The organism is Actinoalloteichus hymeniacidonis (assembly GCF_014203365.1).
GTDB classification, from domain to species: domain Bacteria; phylum Actinomycetota; class Actinomycetes; order Mycobacteriales; family Pseudonocardiaceae; genus Actinoalloteichus_A; species Actinoalloteichus_A hymeniacidonis.
The window spans coordinates 3048685-3067139 of the sequence record NZ_JACHIS010000001.1; the positions used below are offsets into that span (position 1 = coordinate 3048685).

Annotated in this window: 1 protein-coding gene; it reads left to right on the forward strand. The window is 72.2% G+C overall.

The window, feature by feature from the left end; genetic code table 11:
• Positions 1-13: 13 nt before the first annotated feature.
• Positions 14-18418, forward strand: a complete 18405-nt coding sequence (locus BKA25_RS27320) for a type I polyketide synthase (protein ID WP_216637722.1) — start codon at positions 14-16, stop codon at positions 18416-18418.
• Positions 18419-18455: the final 37 nt, after the last annotated feature.

The window sequence follows — 18455 nt, forward strand, 5'->3', positions numbered from 1 at the left end:
GAAGGGACTGGCGATGTCGGTAGCTGCCCAGGGCCGTGGTGGCGCGGTCGCGGTGATCGGCGTGGCCTGCCGATTGCCCGGAGCGGACGGACCGGAGGCCTTCTGGTCGTTGCTGCGTGACGGCGTCGACGCCATCACCGACACGCCGGAGCAGCGCTGGGACCGCGAGTCCGACCCGGCGGGTGGCCGCCCACCGGGCACCGATCGGGGCGGCTACCTCGATCGGGTCGACGAGTTCGACGCCGCCTTCTTCGGGATCTCGCCGCGCGAGGCCGCCGCCACCGACCCGCAGCAGCGCCTGATGCTCGAACTGACCTGGGAGGCCTTCGAGGACGCGGGCATCCGGCCCGCCGAGCTGCGTGGCGGGCGGGTGGGTGTCTTCACCGGCGCGATCCGCGACGACTACGCCCTGTTGTTGCATCGGCGGGGTCTGTCGGCCGTCACTCCGCACAGCAACACCGGGGTGCAGCGCGGCATCATCGCCAACCGCGTGTCCCATGTGCTCGGGTTCGCCGGTCCCAGTCTCACGGTGGACACGGCGCAGTCCTCGTCGCTGGTGGCCGTGCATCTGGCGGTGGAGAGTCTGCGTCGAGGCGAGTGCAGCACCGCCGTGGCGGGTGGGGTGAACCTCAATCTGGCACCGCAGTCCTCGGTGGCGGGCGCCCGGTTCGGTGGTCTCTCCCCGAGTGGCCGCTGCGCCACCTTCGACGAGTCGGCCGACGGGTATGTGCGCGGCGAGGGTGGCGCGGTCGTGCTGCTCAAGTCGTTGGACCGCGCGTTGGCCGATGGCGACGACGTGTATGCCGTGATCCGGGGCAGCGCGGTCAACAACGACGGGGACACTGACACGCTCACCGCGCCGAGTCGGGCCGCGCAGGCCGAGGTGTTGCGGGAGGCGTATGCGGCGTCCGGGGTGGATCCCGCGGAGGTGCAGTACGTCGAACTGCACGGCACCGGGACCCCGATGGGTGATCCGGTGGAGGCCGCCGCCCTCGGCGAGGTCTTCGCCTCGGTCCGCGAGCCGGGTCGGGCCGTCGTGGTCGGTTCGGTCAAGACCAACATCGGACACCTCGAGGGTGCGGCGGGCATCGCCGGTCTACTCAAGACGGTGCTGGCGATTCGGCACGGCAGCATCCCCGCGAGTCTGAACTTCCATACTCCGAATCCCCGGATCGATCTCGACGGCCTCCGGCTGCGGGTGCAGACCGCGACCGGTGGCTGGACGGATCCCTCGACACCGCTCGTGGCGGGCGTCAGCTCGTTCGGCATGGGCGGCACCAACTGTCACGTCGTCCTCAGTGCGCCGCCCGAGTCGACGACGCAGGCCCCGACGGGGGGTGGTCGGGTCCCGGCGGCCGTTCCCCTGCTGCTGTCCGCGCGGACGCCTGCCGCGTTGGAAGGGCAGGCCGCCCGGCTGCGCGACGCGCTGGCCACGGGCGTGGATCGGCGCGATGCGGCGTTCTCGCTGGCGACCACCCGGACGCACTTCGCGCATCGAGCCGTGTTGCTGGGCGACGAACTCGCCACGGCGGTGCGGGGCGTGGCCGACCAGACGGGCGATCCGGTGTTCGTGTTTCCCGGCCAGGGTTCGCAGTGGGTCGGCATGGGCATCGAGTTGTGGGACAGCGAGCCGGTCTTCGCCGAGATGATGCAGCGCTGCGCCGAGGCGCTCGCCCCCCATGTGGACTGGTCGCTGCGTGCGGTGCTCGCCGATCCGGCGGCTCTGAGTCGCGACGACGTGGTGCAGCCCGCGTTGTGGGCGGTCATGCTCTCGCTCGTCGAGTTGTGGCGTTCGTATGGTGTTCGCCCGGCAGCGGTGGTCGGGCACAGTCAGGGTGAGATCGCCGCAGCCTGCGCGGCGGGCATCCTGTCGCTGGCCGAGGGCGCCATGGTGGTGGCCCGGCGCGGTCGGATCATGCGGGAGCTGGCCGGGATCGGCGGCATGCTCTCGATCGCCGCTCCGGTGGCCGAGGTGCGGCCGTTGCTCGACGACGAACTCGCGGTGGCCGTGCTCAACAGCCCGACCCAGACCGTGGTCAGCGGACCCTGGGAGCCGCTGGAGCGGTTGCGGGCCGCGTGTGGGCAACGGGACTGGCGCACCCGCACGGTGCCGATCGACTATGCCTCGCATTCCTCGGTGGTCGAGCAGATCGAGGAACGGCTCGTCGCCGAGCTCGACGGTCTGAACCCCGCCGACGGGGGGATCCCCCTGCATTCCACGGTGACCGGGCAGGTCGTCGACGGCCGCTCGCTCGACGGCGGCTACTGGTATCGCAATCTGCGTTCGACCGTGCTTTTCGGGCCGACCACCGCGTCGCTCGTGACGGCGGGCCATCGGGTGTTCGTCGAGGTGAGCACCCATCCGGTGTTGACGCTCGCGGTGCAGCAGGCCGGTGACGATCTCACCGTCACCGGCACGCTCGGCCGGGATCACGGTGGGTTGGATCGGTTCCTCGGTTCGGTGGCCGCGCTGCACGTGCGCGGGGTGGACGTCGACTGGACGGCCGCGTTCCGGGGCACCGGGGCGCGCACGGTCCGCCTTCCGACGTACGCCTTCGACCGTCGTCGTCACTGGTTGGCCGACGGCGACGGCCGCGCGACGCCCGCGAGTGCCCCACCGGTGCCGCAGGCCGCGCCGAGTGCCGAACCGGCACCGGTTGCGCAGGGTCTGCTGGAGTTGGTCCTCGGCCAGGCCGCTGCGGTGCTCGGCCATGCGGGCCCGGCCGAGGTCGATCCGTCCGCCACATTCCGCGACCAGGGCGTGGAATCGCACACCTCGGTGGAGCTGCGCAACCGGTTGACCTCGGTCACCGGTCTGCGGCTGCCGTCCTCACTGTTGTTCGACCATCCGACGCCGATTGCTCTCGCCGAGCACCTGCGTGCGCTGTCCGAGGCGCCGCAACCACGGCGGTCCGTGGCCGCCTCGGCGCCCGACACCGACGAGCCGATCGCCATCGTGGCCATGAGCTGCAGGCTGCCCGGCGGTGTGCACACTCCCGAGGCATTCTGGGAGCTGCTCGTCGAGGAACGCGACGCCACCGGCGACTTCCCGAGCGATCGAGGGTGGGATCTCGCCGCGCTGCGCGATGCCCAGCACGGCGAAGCGGGCACCAGCAGCACGGCGCGGGGCGGGTTCCTCGCCGACCCGGCCCGTTTCGACGCGGAGTTCTTCGGTATCTCGCCCCGCGAGGCCCTCGCCATGGATCCGCAGCAGCGGTTGCTGCTGGAGACCTCGTGGGAGGCGTTGGAACGCGGCGGCATCGTCCCGGGAGTTCTGCGCGGCTCGGACACCGGTGTCTTCGTGGGCGTCATGTACCACGATTACGCGGCCCGACTCGACCACACCGACGCGCCGATCGAGGGCTACGCGCTCACCGGCACCGCAGGCAGTGTGGCCTCGGGGCGGCTGGCCTACACCTATGGTCTGCACGGCCCGGCGATCACCGTGGACACGGCCTGTTCGTCGTCGCTGGTGGCCCTGCACCTGGCAGCCCAGTCGCTGCGCGCGGGGGAGTGCTCGTTGGCGCTTGCGGGCGGGGCGACGGTGCTGGCCACTCCCGGCATCTTCGTCGAGTTCAGCAGACAAAACGGGCTTTCGGCCGACGGTAGGTGCCGGTCCTTCGCCGAGGACGCCGACGGCACCGGGTGGAGTGAGGGCGCGGGCATGCTCGTGCTCGAACGGCTCTCCGATGCCCGCCGCAACGGCCATCCCGTTCTGGCGCTCGTGCGGGGCACGGCGGTGAACTCCGACGGCGCCTCCAATGGGCTCACCGCCCCGAACGGTCCCGCTCAGCAACGGGTGATCCGGGCGGCGTTGGACCGCTGTGGGTTGGCCGCGGCCGATGTGGATGTGGTCGAGGCGCATGGCACCGGGACGCGGCTCGGTGATCCGATCGAGGCCGAGGCCCTGCTGCGGACCTACGGCACGGATCGGGGCGGCGCGGAGCCGCTGTGGCTCGGTTCGGTGAAGTCGAATATCGGGCACACCCAGGCCGCGGCGGGCGTGGCGGGCGTCATCAAGATGGCGTTGGCGTTGGAACACGGCATCGTGCCCCGGACCTTGCACGCCGATGAGCCGTCCCGTCACATCGACTGGGACAGCGGGTCCGTGCGGCTCGCCTCCCGATCGGGGTCGTGGCCCGTCGCCGACCGGCCGCGCCGGGCCGGGGTGTCGTCGTTCGGTATCAGCGGAACCAATGCGCACGTCGTCATCGAGCAGGCCCCGCAGGCCACCCCGCTTCAGGCCGGGTCCACTCGGGTCGGTCCGGTGCCGTGGGTGTTGTCGGCGCGGACGCCCGAGGCGTTGCGGGCGTTGGCCCGGAGTCTCGCCGCCGCCCCGGCGGCCGACCCGGTCGAGGTCGGTCGTGCTCTCGCGTCGGCCCGCACCACCGATTTCGAGCATCGAGCCGTGCTCCTCGGTGACCATCTCGACGGGCTGCGTGCGCTCGACGCGGGCACACCCGGTCCGATCACCGGGACGGCTCGCGCCGGTCGGGTCGCGTTCGTGTTCTCCGGGCAGGGCAGCCAGCGCGTCGGCATGGGCCGGGAGCTGTATGTCGGCTATCCGGTGTTCGCGGCCGCTTTCGACGAGGTGTGCGCCGCGTTCGACGGCCTGCTGCCCCTGCCATTGCGCGAGGTCGTCTTCTCCGACGAGGCCGCACTCGACCGCACCGAGTTCACCCAGCCCGCGCTCTTCGCCGTGCAGGTGGCCCTCTACCGGCTCGTCACCTCGTGGGGGGTGACCCCGGATCTCCTGGCGGGTCATTCGATCGGCGAGATCGGGGCCGCCCACGTCGCCGGTGTCCTGAGCCTGGGCGATGCGTGCACGATGGTCGCCGCCCGGGGCAGGCTCATGCAGGGGTTGCCTTCGGGCGGGGCGATGGTGTCGTTGACCGCGCCCGTCGCGCGGGCTCGCGAACTCGTGGCCGAGCACGCCGACGTGGTGGGGATCGCCGCCGTCAACGGTCCGGCCTCGACGGTCGTGGCGGGAGCGGCGGACGCGGTCGAGCAGATCGCGCGGCGCTGGCGCGACGAGGGCGGTAAGGCCAGGCGGCTGCGGGTCGGCCACGCCTTCCACTCGCCGTTGATGGACCCGATGCTCGACGAGTTCGCCGAGGTGCTCGCCGGGCTCGACTTCCACCGACCGACGGTGGAGATCGTCTCGGGCACCCCGGGCGCGGATCCGACCGATCCCGCGCACTGGCTGCGGCATGTGCGCGAGCCCGTGCTGTTCCACGACTCGGTGCGGGAGTTGGAGTCCCGGCGGGTCACCACGTTCCTGGAGATCGGGCCCGACGGCACCCTCAGCTCGATGGCCGAGGGCGCCGGTTGGATTCCGATGCTGCGCTCCGATCGGGCCGAGCCCACGGCGTTGCTGACGGCCTTGGCCGCCGCCTACGTCGAGGGTGTGTCGGTGTCCTGGGCCGCCGGGTTCGGCGCGGGCGCCACCGCGTCGCTGCCCACGTATCCCTTCGCCGACACCCGCTATTGGCCGGTCGCGCCGCTGCTCGACGCGCCGGTGCCACTCGCCGACGCCCACTCCGGCGCGGAGGCAGGCTCCGACGAGGTGCTTCTCACCGGCCGGTTGTCGGCGGCGGACCGGCCCTGGCTGCTCGATCACGTCGTCGAGGGCACCGCGCTCCTGCCGGGGGCGGGTTTCGTCGAGCTGGCTCTTCGCGCGGGAGCGACGGCGGGGTTGGACACGGTGGCCGCGTTGACGGTGCACGCGCCGCTGCCGGTCACCGCCGACCGGCCGGTGCCGATCCAGCTGCGCCTCGGTGGAGGCGACGCCACCGGTGCGCGGCGGCTGACCATCTCGGCCCGGGACACCGTCGGCGACTGGACCAGGCATGCGAGCGGGGTGCTCACCGCTGCGGACGCACCGGCCGTCGCCACCCCGACGGCGTGGCCGCCCGCCGACGCGATACCGCTCGACATCGCGGGGATCCACGAGCGGCTCGACGCGATCGGACACCGATACGGCCCCGCCTTCCGGGGGCTGCGCGGGCTGTGGCGTGCCGAGGACGGCTCGCTGTTGGCCGAGGTGTCCTTGCCTGCGGAACTGCGCACCGAGGCTTCCGGATATGTGCTGCACCCGGCGTTGTTGGACGCGCTGCTGCCCGCGCTCGACGCGGGCCTGCCGTCGGCTCCGGAGGCCGGTCCGCTGCTGCCGGTCGACTGGACGGGTGTCAGTGTCACGGCTCACTCCGCGACCATGTTGCGCGCGCGACTGTCCGAGGTCGGCGGTGGCTACGCCATCACGGCCACCGATGAGGCCGGGCTGCCGGTGATCGCCGTCGAGTCGTTGACCCGGAGCACGGTGGGCCCGGTGACCCTCGGCGAGCGTGATCTGTACGTCGTCGAGGCGGTCCCCGTGACGCTGCCTTCGGCGCGGGACCGCGAGGTGCCGGTGCTGGACCTGCGCGATCGAACCGAGGTGCACGCGGCGACGCACACGGCCTTGGCCGCTCTACAGCGACACCTCGCAGGCGAGGGCGTCGCCGTGGTGCTGACCGGCGACGATGTGGCCGGGGCGGCCGTTCGAGGGCTGGTCCGCTCCGCGCAGACCGAGAATCCGGGGCGGTTGGTGTCGGTGTCGACCGACGGCCCGGTGGATCTCGGCGCGGTGCTGGCCAGCGGTGAACCCGAGGTGCACGTCCTCGGTGGTGTGGTGACGGTTCCGCGCCTACGACCCGCAGGCGGCGCCCCCGGCGGTGCGGCCGGGTTCGGTCCCGACGGCCGGGTGTTGTTGACCGGGGGCACCGGTGGCCTCGGGGCGTTGCTGGCCCGGCACCTGGTCATCGCGCACGGCGTCCGAGATCTGGTGCTGCTGGGGAGAAGCGGGCCGCCGGCGGCGGGCGTCGCGGACTTGGTCGCCGACCTGGCGGCCCTCGGGGCGACGGTCACCGTGGTGGCGGCGGACGCGGCCGAGCACGCGGCACTGGCCGCCGTGCTCGACCAATGGCCGCCTACGGCCGTGGTGCACGCGGCGGGCGTGCTCGACGACGGTGTCATCGAATCCCTGACACCCCAACGCCTCGACATCGTGCTGCGAGCCAAGACCGATGCGGCCCACAACCTGCACGAGGCGACCGCAGACCTGGACCTCACGGCGTTCGTGCTGTTCTCCTCGATCTCCGGTTCGGTCGGGCTGGCCGGACAGGGCAACTACGCCGCCGCCAACGCGAGCCTGGACGCCCTCGCGAGGACCCGCCGGACACAGGGTCTGCCCGCCACCTCGCTGGCCTGGGGTCTCTGGGCGCAGCCCACCGGCATGGGCGGCACGCTGGCCGAGGCCGACCGGGCCCGGTTCGCCCGCATCGGGATCTCGCCGCTGCAGGCCGCCGAGGGCCTGGCGCTCTTCGATGCGGCGCTGCGCCGGAACGAACCGGTGTTGGTGCCGGTACGGCTGGACGCGGCCGCGATCTCCGTCGACGAGCCGCCTGCGGTACTCCGGGGGTTGCGCCGTGCACCGGTGCGTCGAGCGGCGAGCACCGCCGGTGCCGCCGATTCCGCCGGGTCGCTGGCCGATCGGCTCGCCGCCCTGCCCGAGGAGCAGCGATCCGAGGCCGTGAGGGACCTGGTGCGCGGCCAGGCTGCAGCGGTTCTCGGTCTGGCGGGCGCTCGATCCGTCGATCCGGAACGGGCGTTCCGCGAGAGCGGCTTCGACTCGTTGACCTCGGTGGAACTGCGTAACCGCCTCGCTGCCGTGCTCGGCGTGCGACTGCCCACCGCCATCCTCTTCGACCACCCGACTCCGGCGCGGCTCGGCGCCCGACTCGTCGAGCTGCTCGCAGGCGAGGACGCCACCCGGGAACGCCCCGCAGCCACCACCTCCGACGCCGGGCAGGCAGGCGAGGACCCGGTGGTCATCGTGGCCATGGCCTGCCGGTTCCCCGGGGATGTGCGCACGCCCGAACAACTGTGGGAGGTGGTCGCGGACGGGCGGGACGTCATTACTCGATTCCCCACCGATCGCACGGGGAATCCGGCCTTGGTCGACGCCACCCTGGCAACCCCGGGCAGCACCTACACCGACCGAGGCGGTTTCGTCACCGAGGCCGACCGCTTCGACGCCGACTTCTTCGGGATCAGCCCCCGTGAGGCCCTGGCCCTGGATCCGCAACAGCGACTGTTACTCGAAGTGGCCTGGGAGGCCGTCGAACGCGGTGGGATCGCGCCCGCCTCGCTGCGGGGCAGCGACACGGGTGTCTTCGTCGGCTCCTCCTTCACCGACTACGGCACGCTGATCGACTCGGCGGCGGCTCGTGAGGCCGGGGGATATGCCCTGACCGGTGGTCTGGCCAGCGTCGCCTCCGGTCGGCTCGCTTACACCTTCGGTTTCGAGGGCCCGGCCGTCTCCGTCGACACGGCCTGCTCCACCTCCTTGGTGGCCATGCACCTGGCAGCCCGCTCGCTGCGCGCGGGGGAGTGTTCGCTGGCTTTGGCCGGTGGTGTCACCGTGCTCGCCACCGGACAGGTCCTCGCCGAGTTCTCCAGTCTTCGTGCGCTGGCCACCGACGGTCGCTGTCGGCCCTTCAGCGCCGACGCCGCCGGATTCGGCATGGCCGAGGGTGCGGGCGTGCTGGTACTCGAACGGCTCTCCGACGCCCGTCGCAACGGGCATCCGGTGCTGGCCGTGCTGCGGGGTAGCGCGATCAACTCCGATGGAGCGTCCAACGGGTTGACTGCGCCGAACGGACCCGCTCAGGAGCGGGTCGTGCGGGCCGCGCTCGCCGACGCGGGCCTGGCGCCGTCCGAGGTGGACGCCGTCGAGGCACACGGCACCGGCACGACCCTGGGCGATCCCATCGAGGCACAGTCCCTGCTGGCCACCTACGGCGTGAACCGTTCCGAACCGCTGTGGCTCGGGTCGATCAAGGGCAACATCGGCCACACCCAGGCCGCGGCGGGTGTTGCGGGCGTCATCAAGATGGTCGAGGCCATCCGGCACGGTGTACTGCCCCGCTCGCTGTACGCCGAGAATCCCACCCCGCACGTCGATTGGGACAGCGGCGCGGTGCGGCTGCTGGATACCGAGCGGCCGTGGGAACCCGGCAGGCCACGTCGGGTCGGCGTCTCCTCGTTCGGGATCAGTGGCACCAATGCCCACGTCGTCATCGAGCAGCCGCCTGCCGCCGACCTCGACCGCGAGCAGCGGGCGGATCCGGGGGTGTTGCGTTCCTCGCTGGTCGCCCTTCCGCTGTCGGCCCGGTCCAGAGACGCCCTGCGTGCCCATGCCGAGCGGATCGCGGGCACCCTGGCGCCTGCGGAGGTCGCCGTGGCCGATGTGGCCCGCGCGCTGGGTACACGGCAGGACTGGGAGCACCGGGCCGTGCTGGTTGCCGACGACTCGACCGACGCCGCGACCGCGTTGTCCGACTTCTCCGACGAACTCGTGACCGCAACGGCCCTCGGCGATGCCCGCGCCATCTGGGTCTTCCCCGGCCAGGGCGCCCAATGGCGGGGCATGGCCCGAGAACTACTCGACGCCTCGCCGGTGTTCGCGCAGCGGATGCGTGACTGCGCCGAGGCCCTGCGGCCGTATGTCGACTGGGATCTGGCCGCCGAAGTGGACGGACCGCTGGACCGGGTCGACGTGCTGCAGCCGGTGTCCTGGGCGGTGATGGTCTCGCTCGCCGCCGTGTGGCGGAGCGCGGGCGTGCGACCCGCGGGTGTCGTCGGGCACAGCCAGGGCGAGATCGCGGCCGCCGTCGTGTCGGGGGCGCTCAGGCTGGACGATGGTGCGCGCATCGTGGCCCTGCGCAGCGCACTCATCCGCGACCGGCTCTCCGGCCTCGGCGGGATGGTCTCGGTGGCGTTGCCCGTGGACGAGACCACCGCCTTACTCGCACCCTGGTCCGACACGGTGTCGGTGGCCGCGATCAACGGGCCCAGGGCGACGGTGGTCGCGGGTGCCCCCGACGCCCTTCGCGCGCTGGTCGCCGAATGTGAGCGCCGCGAAATCCGGGCCCGCCGCATCGACGTCGACTACGCCTCGCATTCGTCGCAGGTCGGACTGATCGAGGACGAGCTGCGCACCGCGCTGGCCGACCTCGCCCCGCGACCCGCGCAGGTGCCGTTCTTCTCGACCACCCGGCCGGGGCGGCTCGACACCACCGAGCTGACGGCGGGCTACTGGTACACCAACCTGCGGGAATCCGTCCATTTCGGACCCGTGGTCGCCACGCTGCTCGACGCGGGATACGGGGTTTTCACCGAGATCAGCACCCATCCCGTGCTGGTGCCCGCCATCCGCGATCTCATCGAGGACGGCGAGTACACGGCCCATGTCTCGGGCACCCTGCGGCGGGACGAGGGCGGAGATCGGCGGTTGCTCACCTCCATCGCCGAGGCGTGGGCGCACGGGGTGGCCGTCGACTGGGCGGCGCTGCGACCGGCGGGCAGACGGATCGTGCTGCCCACCTATCCGTTCCAAGGAAGGCGGTTCTGGCCCGAGGGTCCCACCGAGACCGACCGGGTGGGCTCGCAGCTGTGGCGGGCCGTGGACACGGGCGACATCGCGGGTTTCGCGGCGGCCTTGGGTCGGCCCGCCGACACCCAGGTGGCGAACACCCTCGAGGTTCTCGGGGCCTGGCGGCATCGTGCGGCGGACTCGTGGCGCTACGAGGTCGAATGGCAGCCGTGGCACGCGCCCTCGGCTCCCGCACTCGACGGAACCTGGCTGGTGGTCGGGCCCGCAGCCACCGGGATCGACGCGTTGCGCGAGCGGATCGAGGCGGCGGGCGGCGCGGTTCGAACCGTCGTCGAGGACGGCGGAACGCCCTTGGTCGAACGCGTTCGCGCGGCGGGACCGGCGGCCGGAATCCTGGTGCTGCTCGACGAATCCGAGCCCGAACAGGCGCTCGGCACGATCCAAGCCGTGTTGGCTGCCGGCGGCGGGCCGCTGTGGTGTGTCACCCGCAACGCCGTCGCCGTCGAACCCGGCGATCCCGTTCGGCCCGCCCAGGCGGCCTGTTGGGGCCTGGGCCGGGTGGTCGGCCTGGAACATCCGGATTCCTGGGGCGGGATCGTCGACCTGCCGGCCACCGACTCGACGCGCTGCCTGGATCTGCTCTGTGCCGTGCTCGCGCGGCCCGGCGCCGAACAGGAACTGGCCGTACGCCAGACGGGCGTGACCGTGCGGCGTCTCGTGCCCGCGCGGCCTCGGCCTGCGGGCACGCCGTGGCGGCCGTACGGCACGGTCCTGGTGACCGGCGGCACCGGTGGTCTTGCCCGCAGGGTGAGCCGCACGCTCGCCGAAGCGGGCGCGCAGCGACTGCTGCTGGTGGGCCGTCGGGGCGCCGACTCGGCCGGTGTGTCCGAACTGGTCGCCGAACTCGCGGGCATCGGCACCGCCGTCGAGGTGCTCGCCGCCGATCTGGCCGACCGCGACGCGGTGGCCGGGCTGCTCGCGGCGGCCGATCGCGGTGGTCCGCCCCTCACGGCCGTCGTGCATGCCGCCGGGGTGAGCCGCGATGAGCCGATCGCCACCCTGGACCAGAAGCACTGGGCGCAGGTCTACGCCGGGAAGGCCGACGGGGCCCGACACCTCGACGAACTACTCGGCGATCGGGAACTCGACGCCTTCGTGCTCTTCTCCTCCGGCGCGGCGATCTGGGGCGGGGCGGGCCAGGGTGCGTATGCGGCGGGCAACGCCTACCTCGACGGGCTCGCCGCGTACCGGCGTTCCCGAGGCCGGACGGCCACCTCGGTGGCCTGGGGCAGTTGGGACGGCGGTGGCATGGTCGACGCCGCCACCCGGGAACGGCTGGCCCGACAGGGTGTGCGACCGATGGACCCGACCGCCGCGGTCGGCGCCCTGCTGGCGGCCGTGGCATCCGACGAGACGGCCGTGACCGTCACGGACATGGACTGGTCGGTGTTCGCCGATCTCTACTCGGTCGCTCGCCATCGCCCGCTGCTCGACGCCCTTCCCGGAATCACACCCTCGGGTGGGGGCGCGGCGGTCGAGGACGCCGCGCTGCGCGATCGGCTCACCGGGTTGACCGGTCGCGACCGGGAGCGGGCGGTCCTGGAGATCGTGCTGGCCGTCACCGCGCGGACCCTCGGACACGCCGATTCCGACGCCGTCACCGCGACCCGCCCCTTCAAGGACCTCGGAATCGACTCGTTGACGGCCGTCGAACTGCGCAATCGGTTGGGCGGGGCGACCGGGCTGAGCCTGCCCGCGACCCTGGTGTTCGATCGGCCCACGCCGTTGGCCGTCGCCGGTCTGGTGCTCGAACGGGTCGACGGAACCGGCGATGCCGAACCGGAACGGGTCATCGCCGCTGCCGCGCCCGCCGCCGATGATCCGGTGGTCGTCGTCGGCATGGCCTGCCGCTACCCGGGAGCGGCCGACTCGCCCGAGCAGCTGTGGGACGCGCTGGCCGCGGGCGTCGACGCCATCGGCGCGTTGCCCACCGATCGTGGCTGGGATTCCGCGATCGAGCTGGGTGGTGCCGCGCCCGTCGGCGGGTTCATCGACGCGGCGGCCTTCGACGCGGCGTTCTTCGGTATCTCGCCGCGTGAGGCCGTCGCCACCGACCCGCAGCAACGACTGATCCTGGAAACCTCATGGGAGGCGCTGGAGCGGGCCGGCATCGACGTGCACTCGTTGCGCGGCAGTGCAACCGGGGTCTTCGTCGGGGCGGGCGCGCACGACTACGAACACCTGGTCAACGCGACGGGCGAGGGCAAGGACTACGCGTTGACCGGCGCGGCCGCCAGCGTGCTGTCCGGCCGGATCGCCTACAGCCTGGGTTTGGAAGGCCCCGCGATCACGGTCGACACGGCGTGTTCGTCCTCGTTGGTCGGTATGCACCTGGCCATGCAGGCCCTGCGTAGCGGCGAATGCGACCTGGCGTTGGCGGGCGGGGTGGCGGTGATGGCGACCCCGTTCGCGTTCGAGGCGTTCGCCCGGCAGCGCGGGTTGGCCGCCGATGGTCGGTGTAAGTCCTTCGCCGATGCCGCCGATGGGACGGGTTGGGGCGAGGGCGTCGGTGTCGTGGTGTTGGAACGCCTGTCGGACGCGCGGCGTCACGGCCACCGGATCTTGGCCGTGCTGGCGGGTTCGGCGATCAACCAGGACGGCGCATCGAACGGGTTGACGGCCCCGAACGGCCCCTCCCAGCAGCGGGTGATCCGGGCCGCGCTGGCCAACGCCGGTCTGTCGCCTGCGGACGTCGACGTCGTCGAGGCTCACGGCACCGGTACTCGGCTGGGTGATCCGATCGAAGCGCAGGCCGTGCTGGCCACCTACGGTCAGCCACGTTCGACGCCGTTGTTGCTGGGTTCGGTGAAGTCGAATCTGGGCCACACCCAGGCGGCCGCGGGCGTGGCCGGGGTCATCAAGATGGTCCTGGCCCTGCAACACGGCCTGGTACCCGCCACCCTGCACGTCGACGATCCCAGCCACGAGGTCGACTGGTCCTCGGGCGCGGTCGAGCTGGTGACCTCGACCCGGCAGTGGCCTGCGGTGGATCGGCCGCGTCGAGCCGGGGTGTCCTCGTTCGGCATCAGCGGCACCAACGCGCATCTCATCATCGAGCAGGCTCCCGCGTTCGAGGCACCGGAGCCCGCAGCAGGTGGCCCGTTGTTGCTGACGACCTCGGCCCGCAGCTCCGCCGGGCTGGCCGCCCAGATCGGCCGACTCGACCGGTGGCTTGCCGAGCACCCCGACCTCTCCGAGTCCGATGTGGCCTGGTCGTTGGCCACGGGCCGCGCGGCCCTGGAACACCGGGCGTTCTCAACCGGCGCGGGCTGGCAGACCGGCGGCCCGGTGTCCTCGGGCGCGGTGGCGGTGTTGTTCACCGGTCAGGGCTCGCAGCACGAGCAGATGGGTTCGCATCCGCTGCTCGTCGAGGAATACGACCGGGTGAAGGCCCTGTTCGACCCGGCGGTGTTCGGCGGAGACCTCGACTCGACCGGCGTTGCGCAACCCGCCGTGTTCGCTTTGCAGATCTCTTTGTGGAAGTTGTGGCAGTCCTGGGGATTACGGCCCGACCGCCTTATCGGCCACTCCGTGGGGGAACTCGCCGCCGCCGTGGTCGCCGGGGTGTGGTCCTTGGAGGACGCCTGCCGCGTAGTGGCAGCGCGAGCCCGATTGATGCAGGCCCTACCCGCAGGCGGGGCGATGCTCGCGGTGGACCGACCGGTCGACGAGGTGCCCGACGGTATCGCCATCGCCGCCGTCAACAGTCCGACCTCCACGGTGCTGTCCGGACCGGAGAACGAGATCGAGGCCATCGCCGCGACCCTGAAGAAGTCCGGCGCAAGGGTCAAGCGTCTCAAGGTCTCGCACGCCTTCCACTCCGCCCTGATGGAACCGATGCTGACCGAGTTCGCCGCCGTGCTGGAGACCGTCGCCCTTCATCCACCGGAGATCCCGATCATCACCACGAGCGGCGCGGGCGGCGAGATCGACACTCCGCAGTACTGGGTCGACCAGGTCCGCGCCACCGTCCGCTTCGCCGACGCGGTACGCACCGCCGTGGCAGACGGCGTGGACACCTTCCTGGAACTCGGACCCGACGCGGCACTCGCCCCCATGACACTGGAGACCGCGCCCGACGTCGTCGCGATCCCGGTCCAACGCAGGGATCGAGAGCAGCTCCTCGACGCCCTCGGCCGGATGTGGCAGCGCGGCCTGGACCCCGACTGGACCACGATCCTGCCCCGAGGCGCCCAGATCGACCTGCCCACCTACGCCTTCCACCACCTGCGCTACTGGCCTGGACCCGCCCGACCCACCGGCAACCTGAGCTCGGCGGGCCTGCACGACACCGGCCATCCGATCCTGCAGGCCTGCGTTCCCGCCGCCGACGGCGATCGCACCGTCTTCACCGGTGTCCTCTCCTCGGCGACCCACCCGTGGATCGCCGACCATCGGGTCTTGGACACGGTGTTGTTCCCCGGCACCGGTTTCGTCGAACTGGCCCTCACCGCAGGCGCCGCGCTGGCAGTCCCCCGCCTCGTCGAGCTGACCCTCAGCGTTCCGCTGGTCCTGCTCGGCGAGGCACGGCACCGCATCCAGGTAGTGCTCGGCGCGGCGGACGAGCAGGGCGAACGAGTTCTAACGATCTTCTCCGCCCCCGAGAACGAGACCACGGGCTGGACCACGCATGCGACCGGCCGCCTCGGCCCGGCGACGTCACCCGTCGCGGCAGTGTCCTGGCCGCCCAGTGCCCCCGAGCTCTCCGTGGCCGATTTCTACTCGATGCTCACCGAGGCGGGCTTCGACTACGGGACCGCTTTCCAGGGACTCACCCGAGCCTGGCGCGGCACCGGCCAGGTCTTCGCCGAGATCACCCTCGACGCCCAGACCGACATCGACGGCTACGCCCTGCACCCCGGTCTGTTCGACGCCGCCCTGCACGCGATGGGGCTGCTTCGCGACGCCGCGCCCGCGACCCGGCTGCCCTTCGCCTGGCACGGCGTCCAAGTGCACGCCACCGGCGCCCGGACCCTGCGTGTCGTGCTCAGCGAACAGAACGACGGGTCCGTCGCGCTGCTCGCCGCCGACGGCGAGGGCTCGATCGTGGCCGAGATCGACGAACTCGTCCTGCGTCCGGTGGGCCGCGAGCAATTGGCCCCCACGCCCACGAGCATCGACGATGCCCTGTTCGAGATCGACTGGCAGCCGGTGGACGTCGCCGCCCCGCGCCACCCGACCGGTGTCTGCGCGGTGCTCGGCGCCGCCGTGCCCGGCCTGGTCGATCGACTGCGCCGCCACGCCACGGTCACCGAGCACGCGCGGCTCGCCGACATCGGTGCTCCCGACACGGTGTTCGCCTGCGCCCCACCGGCGTCAGACGATCCCGCCGTCGCCGCGCACATCGCGTCCGCCTGGGCGCTCAGCCTGCTGCGCGACTGGTTGGCCGCCGATCGACTGGCCAACAGCCGTCTGGTCCTGTTGATCCGCAGCGGTCTGGCCCACGCAACGCTCGCCGGACTGGTGCGCACGGCGCAGACCGAGAACCCCGACCGAATCCTGCTGGTGCACCTCGATGACGAGACACCGCCCGTCGATTCCCTGGCCACCGACGAACCCGAGATCCTGGTGCGCGGCGGCAAGACCTACCGGCGGCGGCTGGTCCGGTCCCGTCCGCCGCTGTCGCGGCCCGCAGGGCACTGGCGGCTCACCTCGGGCGAGCGGGGCTCGCTCGCCGATCTACGCCTCACCCCGGACGTCGAGGAGTCCACCCCGCTCACGCCGGGTCGGGTTCGGATCGCGGTGCGCGCCGCCGGACTCAACTTCCGCGACGTGCTGATGGCGGTGAATCTGTACCCGGGCGCGGGGGAGATGGGCATCGAGGCCGCGGGCGTGGTCGCCGAGATCGCCGAGGACGTCACCACCCTGGCGGTGGGCGACCGGGTGTTCGGCATGGTCGACGGCGCGTTCGGCGACCGGGCGACCGCCGATGTCCGTGCGCTGACTCGAATCCCCGCCGGCTGGTCCGACGAGCTGGCCGCCGCCACACCGATCGCCTTCCTCACCGCCTGGTACGCCCTCGTCGACGTGGCCGCCGTCCAACCCGGCGAACGCGTCCTCATCCACGCGGCCGCAGGCGGGGTCGGCACCGCGGCCGTGCAGGTCGCGCGGCTGCTCGGCGCCGAGGTCTTCGGCACGGCCAGCCCCGCCAAACACGATCGGCTCCGCGCGGCCGGTCTGGACGCCGACCACATCTGCTCATCGCGCGCCCTCGACTTCGCGGCCGAGATCCTGGCCGCGACCGCAGGCCACGGCGTCGACGTGGTCCTCAACTCGCTGACCGGCGAGTTCATCGACGCCTCACTGGCCACCCTGCCGCGTGGCGGCCGGTTCGTGGAGATCGGCAAGACCGACCTGCGTGACGCCACCGCCATCGCCGACGCACACCCGGGAATCCGCTACACCCACTTCGATCTGGGTACCGCCGGGCTCGACCGGGTCGCCGAGATGCTGGGCGAGCTGGTCGTCCACTTCGACAGCGGTGCGCTCGTCCCGCCGCCGCACACGGTCTGGGATGTCACCCGCGCCCCCGACGCCTTCCGCGCGGTGAGCCAGGCCGCCATCGTGGGTAAGGCGGTACTGCGGGTCGGCCCGCTGTTCGAACCCGACGAGACCGTGCTCATCACCGGCGGCGCCGGTTCCCTGGGCAGGTTGATCGCCGGTCATCTCGTGCGTCGACACGGCGTCCGCCGTCTCACGCTCGTCGGCCGCAGCGCCGAACCCGGTCCCGAGGTGGACGAGCTGCGCGCCCAGCTGGCCGAGTGGGGTGCCGAGATCACCGTGACCGCCTGCGATGTGGCCGACCCGGTCGATCTCGAACGTCTACTGAAAGCGCAGACGCGCCTCACCGGTGTCGTCCACGCGGCAGGGGTGGTGGCAGACGGCGTGGTGGGCGCGCTCGACGAGGCCCGTCTCGCGCTGGTTCTGCGCCCCAAGGTCGACGGTGCCTGGAACCTGCACCGACTCACGAGCGGACTCAAGATGTTCGCGCTGTTCTCCTCCGCCTCGGCGGCGTTCGGGAACGCAGGTCAGGGCAACTACGCGGCGGCCAACGCCTTCCTCGACGCACTCGCCGAGCAGCGACGGGCCCACGGGCTGCCCGCCGTCTCACTCGCGTGGGGCCCCTGGGAGCAGACCGGCGGCATGACCTCGGCGTTGAGTGCCGACGACCACCGGCGGATGCGCAGACTCGGCGTCGAACGGCTCACCACCGAGACCGGCCTGGAGCTGTTCGATGCGGGAATCGCCGCCGAGACACCGGTTCTCGTCACGACCAGACTCGATCTCGCCGACCTGCGGCGCCGCGAGGAGGACGTCCACCCACTGCTGCGGGCCCTGGTGCCGCCCGCCCGACGTCAGGCCTCGGCGACACCCGCCGCGACCGAGGGCGGCTGGGCGGATCGCCTGACCGGTCTGTCCCCGGCCGACCAGACGCTACTGCTCGTCGACCTGGTGCGCGCCGAGGCCGCCGCCGTCCTCGGCCATGCCTCGCGCACCGACGTCGAACCCACCCAGGCTTTCAGCGAACAGGGCTTCGACTCGCTCACCGCGGTCGAACTACGCAACCGACTGCGCTCTATCACCGGCATCGCACTGCCACCCACCGTGGTCTTCGACGAGCCCACCCCACAGGCCCTCGCCGCCCACCTGCTCGCACGGCTGGCCCCCGCCGAACAGGACCCGGCCGAGGCCCTGCTGCGCGGACTCGCGGCACTGGAACCCGCGGTGGAGGCCGTCACCTCGGCGGGCGGCGACCACGGCGCGGTGACCGAGCGTCTACGGCGGATGCTGCACCGCCTGCAGGTCGTGAGCGCCGCGCACGCCGACCAGGAGCAGTCGGATCTCGAGGGTGCCAGTACCGACGAGGTACTGGCGTTCATCGACAGCGAGTTCGGCGATCTGGCCGAGGACGGAGCCGACTAGACCGTGGTCATCGACGAACGAGTTCCCGGCTGCCCGC